10 protein-coding genes and 1 pseudogene are annotated in these 15133 nt (G+C 72.8%); 10 read left to right on the plus strand and 1 reads right to left on the minus strand.

The features are described 5' to 3' along the window. Positions 1–2 precede the first annotated feature (2 nt). The 10 genes and pseudogenes from ABZ635_RS11545 to ABZ635_RS11590 all read left to right on the plus strand — a co-directional run bounded on the left by ABZ635_RS11545 (position 3) and on the right by ABZ635_RS11590 (position 13382). The gene (locus ABZ635_RS11545; RefSeq protein ID WP_357762637.1) at positions 3–2051 is read left to right on the plus strand and encodes a serine/threonine-protein kinase; all 2049 of its coding nucleotides are present in this window, start codon (positions 3–5) and stop codon (positions 2049–2051) included. Between the two features lie 7 nt (positions 2052–2058). Then, positions 2059–4404, plus strand: coding sequence for a serine/threonine-protein kinase (locus ABZ635_RS11550; RefSeq protein ID WP_357762640.1), 2346 nt, complete (start codon positions 2059–2061; stop codon positions 4402–4404). A 44-nt stretch (positions 4405–4448) separates the two neighbouring features. Beyond that, entirely contained in the window at positions 4449–6761 is a 2313-nt protein-coding gene (locus ABZ635_RS11555) for a protein kinase family protein (RefSeq protein WP_357762643.1), read from the plus strand. Between the two features lie 334 nt (positions 6762–7095). Continuing rightward, positions 7096–7935, plus strand: a complete 840-nt coding sequence (locus ABZ635_RS11560; RefSeq protein WP_357762646.1) for a helix-turn-helix transcriptional regulator — start codon at positions 7096–7098, stop codon at positions 7933–7935. A gap of 131 nt (positions 7936–8066) precedes the next feature. After that, positions 8067–8186: a putative RiPP precursor gene (locus tag ABZ635_RS11565; protein ID WP_357762649.1), complete on the plus strand. Its 120-nt coding sequence runs from the start codon at positions 8067–8069 to the stop codon at positions 8184–8186. A 21-nt stretch (positions 8187–8207) separates the two neighbouring features. After that, a pseudogene (locus ABZ635_RS11570) lies at positions 8208–8411 on the plus strand (lasso peptide biosynthesis B2 protein); the annotation flags it as partial. A gap of 22 nt (positions 8412–8433) precedes the next feature. Continuing rightward, the gene (locus ABZ635_RS11575) at positions 8434–9465 is read left to right on the plus strand and encodes a methyltransferase domain-containing protein (RefSeq protein ID WP_357762651.1); all 1032 of its coding nucleotides are present in this window, start codon (positions 8434–8436) and stop codon (positions 9463–9465) included. Between the two features lie 154 nt (positions 9466–9619). Then, positions 9620–10093 carry a spore germination protein GerW family protein gene (locus ABZ635_RS11580; protein ID WP_357762654.1) on the plus strand — a complete coding sequence of 158 codons (474 nt, stop codon included), beginning with the start codon at positions 9620–9622 and terminating at the stop codon, positions 10091–10093. A 99-nt stretch (positions 10094–10192) separates the two neighbouring features. Next, a complete protein-coding gene (locus tag ABZ635_RS11585) occupies positions 10193–11125 on the plus strand; it encodes an AEC family transporter (RefSeq protein WP_357762656.1) in 933 nt (310 codons plus the stop codon). Between the two features lie 283 nt (positions 11126–11408). Next, the gene (locus tag ABZ635_RS11590) at positions 11409–13382 is read left to right on the plus strand and encodes a serine hydrolase domain-containing protein (protein ID WP_357762659.1); all 1974 of its coding nucleotides are present in this window, start codon (positions 11409–11411) and stop codon (positions 13380–13382) included. Between the two features lie 288 nt (positions 13383–13670). On the opposite strand, the gene ABZ635_RS11595 is transcribed toward ABZ635_RS11590, so the two are convergent. Further along, positions 13671–15125: a dihydrolipoamide acetyltransferase family protein gene (locus tag ABZ635_RS11595; RefSeq protein WP_357762662.1), complete on the minus strand. Its 1455-nt coding sequence runs from the start codon at positions 15123–15125 to the stop codon at positions 13671–13673. Positions 15126–15133 lie beyond the last annotated feature (8 nt).

Consider the following 15133-nt stretch of genomic DNA (forward strand, 5'->3'; position numbering starts at 1 on the left):
CCTTGCGCCCGCTGTCACCCGACGATCCCCGCCTCATCGGCCCGCACCGGGTGCTGGCCCGGGTCGGCTCGGGCGGGATGGGTCAGGTCTACCTGGCCCGCACCCCGGAAGGTCGGCTGGCCGCGCTGAAGGTGGTCCGGGAGGAGCTCGCCGGGGACCCCGAGTTCCGGGCCCGTTTCGCCCGAGAGGTCCGCACCGCACAGCGGGTACGCGGACCGTTCACCCCGGCGGTCGTGGACGCCGACCCCGACGCCGCCGCGCCGTGGATGGCCACCGAGTACGTTCCCGGCCCCACGCTCAGGGAAGCGGTCCGCCGGGACGGCCCGCTGCCCGAGGGCTCCCTGCGGGTCCTCACCCTGGGCCTGGCCACCGCCGTCCGGGCGGTCCACGACGCCGGTCTGATGCACCGCGACCTCAAACCGGGCAACGTGCTGCTGTCGCCGCGCGGCCCACAGGTGATCGACTTCGGTATCGCCCGCGCTGTCGAGGGCACCGTGCTCACCCGTGCCGGGCAGACCTTCGGCACCCCCTCCTACACCTCCCCAGAACAGGTGACGGGCGGCGAGGCCACCCCGGCCAGCGACGTGTTCTCCCTCGCCGGGGTGGTGGTCTTCGCCGCCACGGGCCGGCCCCCGTTCGGCACCGGCCGACCGGCCGACGTCCTGCGCCGCGTGGTGGGCGGCGACCCCGTCCTCGACGGCGTACCGGAAGACCTGCGCCCGCTCCTGGCCCGGTGCCTGACCAAGGACCCCGCCGGGCGCCCCCGCGCCGAGGCCGTCGCGCGCGAGCTCGCCTCGGTCCCCGCCCCCACCGCCGAGCACGGCTGGCTGCCCGCCCCGGTGCACCGGTCCGTCGCCGCCCACGAGGAGGAGGCCGACCAGGTCGTCCGGGACTCCGTGGCCCACTCGGAGCACCCGTCCACCGCACCGCGTCGGCGCCGACGCGCCCCGCTGTTCGCCGGAGCGGTCGCGGCCGCCCTCGTCCTGGCCGCCGGGGCGGGCCTGGCCGCGGCCTCCCCCTGGTCCACCGGCGGGGAGGCCGGTCACGACGACGGGAACGAGCGGCGCTCCGCTCCGGTCCCGGGGAACCCCGACACCTCCGGGACGGCGGACGATCCGGCCGAGGAGTGGGACGGTGAGACCGGGTTCGGCTCCTTTGTCAACGCCATGGCCTTCACCCCGGACGGCTCCGGCGTGTACGTGCACACCACGGACGCGATGACGCTCTGGGACTGGGAGAGCGGCCGGTTCCGGCACCGCTTCGACCCCCAACCGTCCTCCTTCGACGTCGCCGACGACGGCACCGTGGTCGGCACCTACGCGGACACCACGACGGTCTTCGGCCCCGACCACGGCGTCCTCGCTCTGTTCGATCCCGGCGGCGGGGCTCCGGAACCCGAGGAGTACGGCGCGGTCTCCGTGAGCCCGGACGGCTCCCTCGTCGCCATGGTGGCCTCCCACCCCGACGCGCCCCGCCTGTACGTCTGGGACTGGGAGGAGGACGAGGTCGTGTTCACCACCGCGCAGGAGGGCCCGGTGTCCGGCACGCACTTCACGCCGGACGGCCGGTACCTGCTGGTCAGGCACCAGTACGACCAACCCCTGGTGACGATGTACGAGGTGGCGTCGCTGGGCGGGGACCCCAGGGTGCTGGGCGGGCTCGGTGAGCTGGGGGCCGACTGGGGTCCGCACGCCTTCTCCCCCACCGAACCGATCGTGGCCGTGCGGCTGCCGGACGACGACATCGCCCTGTACGACTACGAGTCGGGCGAGACCGTGCGCACGATCGGGACCGAACGCGGCTACCGGGCGACGGCCTTCTCCTCGGACGGGCGCACCCTCTACTCCTCCGGTCTGCGGCTCACCGCGTCGGGCCCGTCGGGGGGCCGTGTCTGGGACGTGGCCACCGGGGAGGAACAGGTCACCGGCGACACCCTGCTGGTCGAGATCCTCGCCGTGCACCCCCGCGACGAGGTGATCGCGACCTTCGCGGGAGACACCCTGCTGCTCCTGGCCCCCGACACCCTCGACGTCGTCAACGAGATCGGCTGAGGCCACCGTGTACACACCCGCATCGGGAGCCCCCGACCGCTTCGGCCCCTACCGGATCGTCTCCCCCCTGGGATCGGGCGGCATGGGTCACGTGTACCTCGCCCTGGACACCGACGACCGGCCCGTGGCCGTCAAGGTGGTGCGGCCGGAGTTCGTGTTCGAGCCCGAGTACCGTGCGCGCTTCGCCCACGAGGTCCGCAGGTCACGGCAGCTCGGCGGGGTGCGTGAGGCTGACGGGGCGCGCGCGAACGGCGGGGCGCAGGAGAGCGACGGGGCGATCGGGGAGCGCGCGAACAGCGGGGCCCTGGACGGCGGGGTCGTGGGCGGCGGGGCGCGCGCGAACGGCGGGGCACGAGAGGCGACCGGGGCCCTGGACGGCGGGGGCGGCTTCCCCCGGGTCCTGGACGCCGACACCCGCGCGCCCGCGCCGTGGTCGGCCACCGAGTTCGTGCCCGGCCCCTCCCTCCGCGAGGTGGTGCGCCGGTCGGGGGCCCTGCCCGAACCCGCCGTGCGACGCCTGGGCAGGGGGATCGCACAGGCCCTCGTCGGACTGCACTCGGCCGGGGTGGTCCACCGCGACCTGAAGCCGGGCAACGTGCTGATCACCGCCGACGGCGCGCGGGTGATCGATCTCGGGATCTCCGGCGCCGTGGCGGCGGCACCCACCGAGAACACCGCCGACGACCCCACCGGCAGTTCCACCAGGAGGACCGGAGCGGTTGGCGGCCCCACGCGGATCGACACCCCCGCGGACGTCGAGGCTACGGGGTTCGCCGGGACCCCCGGTTACGCGGCCCCCGAGACCGCCCGCGGGGAACCGTCCGGACCCGCCGCCGACGTGTTCTCCCTCGGCGCCGTCCTGGTCTTCGCCCTCACCGGGCACGGGCCCTTCGGTGACGGGCACCCGTCCGCGGTGCTCTACCGGGTCGAGCACCGGGGCCCCGACCTGGACGGTGTTCCTCCCTCGCTGATCCGGCAGGTCTCCGCCTGCCTGGACAAGGACCCGGATCGCAGACCCACCGCGCGGGATCTCCTGCGCGCCCTGGGCGACCCGGTTCCGGCCGCCCCCTCGGACGCGTGGCTTCCCCCGGGCGCCGTCGACGTGCTGGACGGGTTCACGCGGCACCACGAGGCCGCCGTGCGCCACTACCTGTCGTCCCACCCCCGCGCCCGCGCGGCCCACCGGGACCGCTCCGGGCCGCGCACCCGCACCCTTCTCGGTGTCTGCGCCGCAGCGTTCGTGCTGCTGGCGGGAACGGGGTTGTGGGCCGTCAGCGACCCCCTCGACAGCGCGGGTCCGGGCCCCCTCACGGCGGAGCGCAGGAACCCGGAGCAGGACGGAGGGAACCCCGACCCGCCGCAGGACTGCGCCCCCACCCTCCACCTGGCCCCCGAGTACACGCGGGCGGCGGCCGACGCACCGGCGGTCCCCTCCGACGCCGCCTCGGTCCGTTTCTCCAGTGACGGGTCGGTACTGGCCGTCCACCTCCAGAACAACGTCGTCCACCTGTGGGACTGGCGGGAGCGGACCGCGCTCGCCGCCGTCGAACTGGACGGCGACGTCCCCTTCCGGGAGATCGAGTTCAGCCCCGACGACTGCTACCTGGCGCACGGCTCGCGCGACGGCGCCCAGGTGTACTCGCTGCGGACCGGAGAGCGCACCGTGCACCTGGCGGGGCGCGACATCCGCTCCGTGGCCTTCTCTCCGGACGGAACGACCCTGGCCATGGCCGACCGCACCACCCGCGACGACAACGGCGGGATCTACACGGCGGACCTGGCCTCCGGGGAGGTCACGCGGTACGAGACCGAGAGCCCGCGCGGCCACGGTGTCGCGTACTCGCCCTCGGGGGCCCGCCTCGCCGCCCAGGACGGGAAGGGCGACCTCCGGGTCTGGGACACCACCAGCGGCGAGGAACTCCGCATGGCCCGGAACCTGCCGTTCCCCCGGTTCCGGGCGCTGGACTTCCTGGACGAGGACGTGGTGTTCACCCTGCACGCGCTGGGTCCGCTCGTGGTCGACGTGGGCGAGGACGAGGGCGGGCTCTACTACGAGCCCGACGAACCGCCTCCCGGCGACACCGCCAAGGTCGCGGTCAACCCCGTGCACCGACTCGCGTACGCCCTCTACATGTCCGACGTCGACGACGAGGGCGGCGCGACCCTGGGGCACCGGGTGCTCGACCTCGACACCGCCGAGGACGTCACGCCGGAGGTGGAGGAGGGAAGCGTCGGCTTCGCGCTCCTGGACGTGCACCCGGACGGGGACGTCATCGCCACCCTCCCGCCGCAGGTGGACGAGGTCCAGATCCGGGACGCGGTCACCCTCGAACTCCTCGACACCTTCACATGAACCCGCACCCGCACCGACACCTACCAGCGAGACGAACGGAGACCATGCTTCCCCTGCGTCCCCACGACCCGCCCGGTGCGGGCCCCCACCGGTTCCTGGCCCGGCTGGGCGAGGACGCCCACACCCGCTCCTACCTGGCTGCGGCACTCGGCGACCCAGCGCACGGCGAGCCCGTCCGGCTCGGACGGCCCGCCCTCCGGATCAGCGTCCTGCGGGCGTCCCGGGCCACCGACCCCGCCGCCCGCGCCGCCTTCGTCCATCGGGTGGAGGCCGCCACCGGGCTGGGAGGTCCGTACGTGGCCGTGGTGCGGGACGCCGACCTGCGCTCCCCCGTACCGTGGGTCGCCGTCGAGCGGCCGCTCGGACCGGACCTCGCGTCCCTGGTGGGTGCGCACGGCCCGCTACCGGTGGCGGCGCTGTCCGCCTTCGCCTCGGCCACGGCCCGTGCGCTGGCCTCGCTGCACGCGGCCGGTCACGCGCACGGTTCCCTCACACCTGCGGGGGTGCTGCTGGCCGGTGACCGGGCCCTGATCGCCGATCCCGGGCTCCTCCCGCCTGGCGAAACGGGCGACGTGGAGACGGAGGCCGAGGGGGAAACGACGCGGCGGGCGTCGCGGGGAGCGGAGCCACCCGGGGCGGCGACTCGCGGCTCCTCGGAAGGGGGCACCGCAGCGAGAAGCGCGGCGGAACGGCGTACGGCGGGGCGAAGCGTGTTCGAACCGGCCGAGGGCGGCGGCACCCCGGCGGGTGACGTCTTCTCCTGGGCCGCCGTGCTGTGCTTCGCGGCCAGCGGGACCGAGGGGCCGGGCGGTCTCGACGGCGTTCCGCCGCAACTGCGCGGCGTGGTGGACGTCTGCCTGCGAGAGGACCCGTCGCTGCGGCCGAGCGCGGTCGACCTCGTCGACATGCTCGGCGGCGGCACGGACCCGGTGGCGCCCTGGCCGCCGGAGCTGGCCGAGGCGATCCGGGCCGAGTCCGGCCCCCTGCGCACGGCCCTGTCGGCCGGGTCCACTCCCCCGGCTGCGGCTTCCGGTTCCACTCCCCCGGCTCCGGTCCGCGTACCTTCCGCTACCTCGGACGCGCTCTCCGGGTCGCCCCCGGCTCCGGCTCCGCAGACTGCTCCCGCGGCTCCTCCCGCCCAGAGGAGGTTCCTCGCGCTGACGGCGGGCGCCCTGGCCCTGACGGCGGTCGCGGCGGCGGGGGGCGCCGGAGCGCTGCGGATGTACGGCCCGCCCTGGCCGCCCGGTTCGACGACCGCCGACGAGGGGGCGCCCGCGCGGACGCCGGGGCTGATCACGGACGCCTCCTGCCTGGACGGTTCCGGGTTCCCCGAACCCGTGGATCTGCCCGACGACCTCGACGTCAGTGAGGCCGTGTTCTCTCCCGACGGCGACGTGCTGGCCCTGGCCGGGGACGGCCACGGGCTGAGCCTGTGGGACTGGCGGACGGGCGAGCCGCTCGCCACCCCCGTCCCCGACCGCGAGCTGGTGCGGGACGTGGCCTTCGCGCCGGTCGGGTGCGCCCTGTCGGTGACCTGGGCGGAGGACGTCGACGGGGCCCGGGAGGAGGAACGGCCGCCGCACCGGGTGGCCAGCACCATCGACGTCCCCAGTGGTGAGGTGCTGGACCACCTCGGGGCCCAACCCGCACCGCGCCCGGACGGGAGCCGACGGCGTACGTCCGTGTCGGCCAACGCGTTCAGCCCGGACGGGCGGTGGCTGGCGCTCGCCTCCTGGACGGGGTACGCGGTCGACCGGGACGACTCCATCGGGGTGGTGGACCTGGAGACCGGGGAGCTGGTGCGGACCTTCAACGACCGGGACAGCACGAGCGACCTCGGTTTCCTCGACGATGACCGGCTCGCGAGTTCCTCGGGTGACACGGTCTTCGTCTGGGACCCGGAGAGCGGTGAACGCGTCGGAGCGGTTCGCAACGTCTCCGTCAGCACCATGGCGACGCTTCCGGGACGGAACCAGGTGCTCTTCGTCCGCGACGACGAGGTGGTGTGGCACGACCTGGGGAACGGAACCGACCTGGGGGCGTTCCGGCTGGACGAGTTCGCGGAACGGCCGTTCGCCGCGCAGGTCAGGGCCCTGACTCCCGATCCGGAACGCGGGTGGGTGCATGTCAGCTGGTACTACTCCACGACGGAGGAGGACCCGGCCGACCGCACCACGATCCACCGCGCCCACCTGTGGGACGTGGAGACCGGCGAGGACCTCCTCACGGGGGACGAGGAGAGCCCCGTGCTCAGGGGGGCGGCCTTCCACCCGGAGGTGATCGCGGGGATCGACGCCGACGGGAACGTGGGGATCATCGACCCCGACACCCTGGAGGTCGTGCGCACCCTCGGGTGAGACCGGGGTTCGGGGGAGACGCTGGACGGCCTGGCCTGGAGCGATGGCGCGCGGTAGGAGGAGCGGTGAGGAGCGGAGGGGTGTGGGTGGCGCCGAGAAGTGCGGGACGGCGGACACAGGGGGCGAGTGGTGGGTTCGGGTAGATGCCCGATTCTCCACACCGCACGAAGACGTCATCCCATGGCCGACAGACGCGCAGATCAGCAAAACTGCTGCCCGCACCTCCAGACGTGCCTGACCCGGAGCACTACCGAGCCCAGCGTGACCTGGCCATGGAACAGGTCGTACCCTTCAACGAGTATTGGAGAGCGCATCCGCAGTATCACCGGGGCTGATGGACACACCTGCATCGTTCGAACGTGACCGCGCGGAGCTGGCCGAAGAGATTCGGCGGCTTCGCGCGGAATCCGGCATGTCCGGGGTGCTCGTCGCCGAGAGGCTCGGGTGGAGCCAGTCCAAGGTCTCCAAGCTCGAGACCGGCAAAGTCACCCCCTCCCTGGAAGACGTGTTACTTCTCCTGGATCTCTATCGTGTGCCCCAGGAGCTGCGGGGAGAGTTGGAGACCCGGGCCGGTGATCTCAACGATCGTTATCGCTCCCTGCGGATGCTGCGTAAGCGAGGGCTTCACCGGGCCCAGGAGGACGTCGGCAGGAAAGCCCGTCGTACGACGCATACCCGGGTCTTCCAGCCCACGATGATTCCAGGACTACTACAGACCGCCGAATACGCGCGTGCGGTCTTCAGTCAGCCGCTGTCCATGGCGGGAACCGATGTCGCACGCGCGGTGAGCGCCCGGTTGGATCGTCAAGCGGTTCTCTTCGACAGCGAACGGCGCTTCGATTTCGTGGTCACCGAGGCGGCCCTGCGGTGGAGCATGGGCGGCTCGGCGACGATGGCCGCCCAGGCGGACCGGTTGGCCAACATCGCGACGCTGACGAACGTGCGGCTCGGCGTGTTGCCGTGGAACGTACCCGTACCGCAAGTCCCCATCAACGCCTTCACCATCCGTGACGAGTACGAGGTGTCCGTGGAGAGCTTCACCACGCACCGGTCGATCACGGAGCCGCGGGACATCGACTTCCACCTGAGGATCTTCCAGCTGTTCGCCGATGCCGCGATCTACGACGACGAGGCGCGCACCTTCCTCGCGGACCTGGTCCGCGAGCACGCCTGACGTTCGTCACCTGAATCCCGCCCCGCCGGTCACGAGAGGACATTTCACTATTCCTTGACCGATGTTGTTTCCGGGAATAGTCTGGCCATGCTCGAAGGCAGACCGTCCTCTCAGACTCTCAGGGAGTGAACATGCAGGAAGAAGAGGCGTACGAGCTCCCGGTGCTGATCGACCTCGACGATGCTCGTGAGGTCATCCTCGGCAACGGGGCGCAGGACACGGCGGACCTCAACACCTCCCGCTACTACTGACCGACACCGTGCCGCGCCGCGCGCTGGTTCCCCGGACGTGCGGCCTGCCTGGAGAACTCCCTCGCGGCCGCGCTCGCCGCGCTGCTGACACGGCGCTCCGTGGACTGGTGCATCGGGGCCCGTCTGATGCCCTACACGGCTCATGCCTGGATCGAGGTGGAAGGGGCTCGCGTCGGTGAGCCCTCCGAGCCCGATCGCCCCTACCTGCTGCTGCAACGGACATGACCACCACTGGTGAAGGGAAACGATGGACAAGACGAACGTGACCGCCGCGCTCGCGGCCGTCGACGAGGACCTCTACACGCTTCGGCCGGACGGGAACCTCGTCACGCAGAGCACCGCTGCCTCGGCCATCGCCGAGCTGTTGGAACGCCTGGAGGTGCGGGCCGGAATGCGAGTGCTGGAGATCGGTACCGGCTCGGGCTTCTCCAGCGCGCTGCTGAGCCACCTCGTGGGACCGGCGGGTTCGGTGGTGTCGGTGGACGTGGTTGCGGAGCTCACCACCAGGGCGCGTGATCTGCACGCATCCCAAGGGCGAACCAACGTCGCGGTCATCACTGGCGACGGCGCACTGGGGGCTCCGGGCTCGGGAGATTTCGATCGGGTCGTGGCCTGGACGACACCGAGCCTCCTTCCCCGGGCCTGGGTGGAGCAAGCGGCGCCGAACGCCGTGATCGTCACTCCCGTCGAACTGGCGCCGAGTGTGCGCAGTGCCGCGATCCTGCGCGCTCGTGTGGACCCCGAACTCGGTCCCGAAGGTGTGGAGCTCTTCGCGGGACGCTATGTGGAGATGCACGACGTGGAGCTGGAGCAGTGGTTGGTCCCACCGCGTGGAGTGGACGCCCTGGTGCGCTCCGAAGACGGCCTGGACCTGTGGATCTCCGCGCCCTGGGCGGGCCGGGACGGCGGAGCCGCACGTGGCCTGCTCAAGGCGTTGGCCGACGAGGGCACTGCGCGGACCGGTGTGTTGGAAACGGGGGAGTCGGCCGTGGATCTGACCGCCTACCTCTACGCCCGCCGCCCCGAGGAGATCAGCGTGGTGGGCCTGGGCGGCCCGCTCTGGGGCGTGGGGTACGCGGACCGCGATGGTGCGGCGGTGTTCACGGCCGCGAACACGGGCAGCGCCCTGCACGGCGGAGCTTCCGGTTCGCTGGAACGTCTGAGTACGTGGGTCGAGGACTGGCGCCGAGAGGGTCGCCCCGGCTACCCCGACCTGAGCCCGGTGCTCACTCGCGAGGATGACGGGTGGCGTGTGCGCGCCGAACTCGCTGGAGGCTGAGGGCACCCGGCACCCCCACTCCCCCGGATATCCCGGGCACCGCTCCCCGCGCGTTCTGGGGCTGACGGACACACCCAGGGGTCGTTCCTCATCGCGTTCTCCGAGAACCCCCTATAGCGTGAAATCCCGCGACCCCACTGAAGGGACACCTCGGATGCCCAGGAACAGGGACCGGCGAGGCACCATGGCCGCACTCACCTCTCTCCTCGACAACACCCGCGCGGTCGCCGGTTCGGCGTCCGCCTTCGGCACCCCGGTCACCTCCGGTGGCACCACGGTGGTCCCGGTCGCCCGGGTCAGCACCCTCAGCACCATGGGCGGGGGCACCGGCAGGCTCCCCTTCCTCGGCGGCGGCGACGGTGCGGGCGGCGCCGGTTACACCCGGGTCCGCCCGTCGGGCTTCCTCGTGGTCAGCACCGACTCCGCGCACTACCGCCCCATCCGCCAGCCCGCCGCGGCCCTGGCGATCCCGCTCGCCCTGATCACCGCGGCCGCCGTCACCCGCATCGTCTCCGTCTCCGTGAAGGAGGCGCGGCGCCGAAGGATGGTCGCCGCCCTCGACCCCCGCCAGGGGTGCTCGCAGGACGACCACGAGGGCTGCCGCGAACAGGACTCCGCCGAGGCCTGACCGGTCACTTTCCGTGGTGTGACGTGGACCGTTTCGCTTCGGCGCCCACTCCGTTAGCCTCTGCGGGTCACGGCCGCACGGTTGTTCGGAGGGCGTTCCTTGTCCGGGGTCATCGTCGGTTTCGGGGTCATCGCCAGCATCGTCGTCATCGGTTACATGCTGGGCCGCATACCCCTACTCGGACCGGGGGCCCGGGAGGTCCTCAGCAAGCTGGCGTTCTTCGTCGCCAGCCCCGCCCTGCTGTTCACCATCCTGGCCCGCACCGACCTGTCCATCCTGGTCTCCGGCCCGGTCCTGGTGAGCGTGCTGGCCGTGGTCATCACCGCCCTCCTCTTCCTGGTGGTGGGCGTCGTCCGGCGCTGGGGCGTGGGCCGCACCACCGTGGGCGTGCTCGGCTCCTCGTACGTGAACGCGGGCAACCTCGGCATCCCGATCTCCGTGTACGTCCTCGGGGACGCCTCGCTGGTCGCCCCGATCCTGCTCTTCCAGCTCCTCGTGCTCGCCCCGGTCTCGCTCACCGTCCTGGACCTGGCCAACGGCACCGTTCGGGGCTTCTGGCCAGTCCTGCGCCGCTCGCTCGGCACCCCCGTGCGCAATCCGGTGGTGATCGCCTCGATCGCCGGTGTCGCGCTGTCCGCCTCCGGCTGGACCCCGCCCGCTCCGCTGATGGAACCGTTCGACCTGATCGGCGGCATGGCCGTCCCGGCGATGCTCCTGGCGTTCGGGATCTCCCTGCACGGCAGTTCCCTGCCCGGCCGCGCGGGTCCGGACCAGGTGCCGGTGCTGCTGGCGGTGGCCCTGAAGTCGGTGGGTCTGCCGGTGATCGCCTGGGCGCTGGGCTCCCTGGTGTTCGGGCTGGAGGGCGCCGCCCTGTTCTCGGTGGTGGTCCTGGCCGCCCTGCCCACGGCGCAGAACGTGTTCAACTACGCCACCCTGTACCGCACCGGTGAGACCCTCACCCGTGAGGTGATCCTGCTGACCACGTTCCTCACGGTCCCGGTGCTGTTCGCCATCACGTTCCTGCTGGGCTGACCGGGGCCCGTCCCGGGCCCGCACCCGGGTGCCCCGGCGGGACACACGCGCGGGGCACCCTCGCATCGCGCATCGCCGACACCGACCCGTCATCGGCCACGTCATCGGGCGGGCGCCGACCCGGCACCCGGTCGGCACGGCGTCGGAGTTCCGCGGATCGGGGTTCCACCACCGGGCGCACTACAGCTGGCCGTACCCGAAGACGGTCGAGGACGCCAGTGCCCGGAAGGGGCCGGATTCCTAGCGTTGGTGGTGACACCGAACAGCCCGCTTGGAGCCCACCGTGCCCGCATCCTCCCTCCGCCTCCTCACCGCGCCGATCGGCCTCGCCCTCGCCGCCGGACTGGCCCTGGCCCCCGCCGCGGCGAGCGCCGCGCCAGCGGAGCCTCCACCTCCCTCTCCCGGACCCACCGAACGGACGGCCCGCGCGTTCGTCGAGGAACGCGTCCCGGAACTGCTGGAACGGCACGGAGCGCCCGGCGTGGTGGTCTCGGTCGTCGGTGACGGGCGCACCCTGGCCACCGCCGCGCACGGCACGGCCGACCTCGCCGCCGGAACCCCCATGGACGCCGGGGCGTACGGCCTGCCCACCGCGTCGGTCTCCAAGTCGTTCACGGCCATGGCCGTCCTCCAGCTCGCCGAACGCGGCGAGGTGGACCTCGACGAGGACGTCAACACCTACCTGCCCGACGACATGCGTCTCCCCGAGGCGTACGAGGACCAGCCCGTCACCCTCCACCACCTGCTCACCCACAGCCCCGGGTTCGAGGAGGTCACCGAGATGGACGACCCCGAGGACCCCGCCGGTCAGCGCGACCTGGAGGAGTTCCTGCGCGAGACCGTCCCCGAACGCGTCTTCCCGCCCGGCCGGTACGCCGCCTATTCCAACTACGGCACCGCCCTGGCCGGATACGTGGTGCAGGAGGTCAGCGGTGAGCCCTTCGAGGAGTACGTACGGCGCCACGTGTTCACGCCGCTGGGCATGGACGGCTCCCGCTTCCAGCAGCTCCACGAGGAGACCGGTCTGGTCACCTCGCACCGGGCGGACGGCACCGTCGCCCCCTACCCGCACATCCCGCTGGTGCCCGCCGGGGCCGCGGTGACCACCGAGGACGACATGGGGAGGTTCATGCTGGCACTGCTCGGAGGCGGCGAGCTGGACGGCGAGCGCGTGCTCGGCACCGAGTGGGCCGAGGCCATGCTCGACCGCCGGTTCGAGGTCCACCCGGGCGCCAACGCCATGGGATACGGCACCTACGAGTTCCGGAGCGACGCTCCCCGGGTCGTCGGCCACGGCGGTGACCTCGACGGTTACCACTCCGGCTACCTGGTCGTGCCGGAGATCGGCGCCGGGGTGTTCGTGTCGGTCAACGGAGACGACTCCGGGCCCGACGCCGGAGCCAACCCGCTCCTGGACCTGCGCTTCGCGGTGCTGAACGCGTTCACCGACACGTTCGCCGCGCCCGAGGCTGGCTCGGACGCAGCCGAAGGTGCCGGCGGCGCGGGTGGCGGCGCCGACGACGCCGGTTCGACGGACGCGGCGGACACCGCGAACACGCAGACGGGCGACCTCGGCGCCTACTCGGGCGACTACGTCACCAACCGCCGCTCCACCTCCGGCATCGGCCAGATCATCACCCTCTTCGACAACGTCACCGTGCGGGACGCGGGGGACGGCTCCCTGCGCGTGCGGGGCGGCATCGTCCCCGAGGAGCGCTGGCTCCCCGAGGGCGACGGCGTGTTCACGGCCCCGGAGAGCGGTGAACGGCTCGCGTTCGTCATGGAGGACGACCGCGCCGTGGCGCTGTACCTGGACGCCAACCCCACCAGCGGCTACGACCGGGTGCCCGCCTGGGGCAGCCCCGGCGCGCACCTGGCCACCGTCGTCGTGTCCCTGCTGATCCTGCTGAGCGGCACGGTGCGGCTGCGCCGACCGCGCGGCGCCGCGCACGTCGCCGCCGCCGTCTTCGCCGGTCTCACCGCACTGGCCTGCCTGGCCGGGGTCGGCCTGGTCGTCTACGCGCTCCTGGACCCGAACCGGCTCCAGGAGTGGGTGCTCGGCGGGTCCGTGATCCTGAGCCTGCCGCTGGGGGCGGCCGTTCCGCTGACCCTGGCCACCGCCGGGTTCGCCGTGACCGCCTGGCTGCGGGACTGGTGGGGCCCGGTGCGCCGGGCGCACTACTCGCTGCTGCCGGTCGCCGGTGCGGCCGTCATCGCGGTGGGAACCCAGTACGGTCTGGTCTGGCCCTTCTCCTAGACCGCCCTTCCCCGCCGGGTTCCGGCCGCCGACCCCTGGTGAGCTGGGATGTCCCCGAGTCCCGACCGGGCGGCGGCGCCGCACGCGAAAAAGCGGGGGGTCAAGGGTTGGTCACACCCCCGGAACGGGAACACCAACGAGTAGGGCCCGCCCCCACCCCCTTGGGGGCGGGCCCGCCACACACGACGCGGCGCCGCCGCACACGAGGGCGCGCGGTGACGCACGAGGGCCGGTGCGGTCGGGACCTCCCCCGACCGCACCGGCCCTCACCGTGTCAGCCCGGCTCGGCTACCCCCAGGCCAGAGCGGTCAGCTCCGGGTCCTCCAGGGCGGTGCCGATGTCCCGCAGCACCTTGGAGCCCAGCTCGCCGTCGACCAGGCGGTGGTCGAACGAGAGCGACAGGGTCGTCACCTTGCGGATCTTCAGCTTGCCCTTGTGTACCCACGGCATGTCGCGGATCTGCCCGAAGGCGAGGATCGCCGCCTCACCGGGGTTGATGATCGGCGTACCTGCGTCCACGCCGAACACACCGACGTTGGTGATGGTGATGGTGCCGCCGGACATGTCGGCCGGGCTGGTCTTGCCCGACCGCGCGGTGTCGGTCAGCGCCTTCAGGGACGCCGCCAGCTCCGGCAGGGTCTGCGCGTCGGCGTCCTTGATGTTGGGCACCACCAGACCGCGCTCGGTGGCCGCCGCGATCCCCAGGTTCACGTAGTCCTTGACCACGATCTCCTGCGCTTCCTCGTCCCACGAGGCGTTCACCTCGGGGTGGCGGCGCACCGCCATGAGCAGGGCCTTGGCCACCAACAGCAGCGGCGACACCCGCACGTCCGCGAAGTCGCGGCGCTCGCGCAGGCGGGCCACCGCCTTCATCGTCCTCGTGACGTCGACCTGGAGGAACTCGGTGACGTGCGGCGCGGTGAACGCGCTGTTCACCATGGCGGCGGCCGTGTGCTTGCGCACGCCCTTGATCGGGACGCGGCGCTCGCGGGCGGCACGGTCCGTCGCCGGAGGCGTCTGCGGGGCGGTGTGCGTCGCGGCGGGCTCCGCAGGAGCCGTCGCGGCGGTGCCCCCGGCGGCGGCGCGCACGTCCTCCCGGGTGACGATCCCGCCCTTGCCGGTGGGCGCGACCGCGCCCAGATCGACCCCGAGGTCCTTGGCCAGCTTGCGGACCGGGGGCTTGGCCAGCGGCCGCCCCGTCACGGGGGCGGGCGCCGCCGCGGCCGGAGCGGGCTCGGGAGCGGCGTCGGAGGACCGGGGCACCGGCGGTGACACCGGACCGGACGGGGTCGGGCGGCGGCGGGCGCGGCGCTGCGTGGCGGCGGCCTTCTCGCCGTAGCCCACGAGGGGCTTCTCCCGGACCTCGGTCTCCTCGGCACCGGCCGCACCGTTCCCGGCACCGTCAGCTCCGGCACCGGTGTCGGCGGTGCCGGTGTCGGTGGTGCCGGTGTCGGTGGCACCAGATCCGCCGGTGCCGTCGTCCACGGTGATGATCACCGAACCGACCTCGACCGTCTCGCCCTCGGCCGCCAGCAGCTCCCGCACCGTCCCGGAGAACGGGCACGGCAGCTCCACGACGGCCTTGGCGGTCTCGATCTCACAGATCATCTGACCGTCGGCGACGGTGTCACCGGGCTTGACGTACCAGGTGAGGAGCTCGGCCTCGACCAGGCCCTCACCAACGTCGGGCAGTTTGAACGCGTGCACGCCGTCGACCGCGGGCGTGCTCTTCTGAATCGCCATGTCTTGCG

Origin of the sequence: Nocardiopsis sp. NPDC007018 (genome assembly GCF_040635075.1) — a bacterium.
Taxonomy (GTDB): domain Bacteria; phylum Actinomycetota; class Actinomycetes; order Streptosporangiales; family Streptosporangiaceae; genus Nocardiopsis.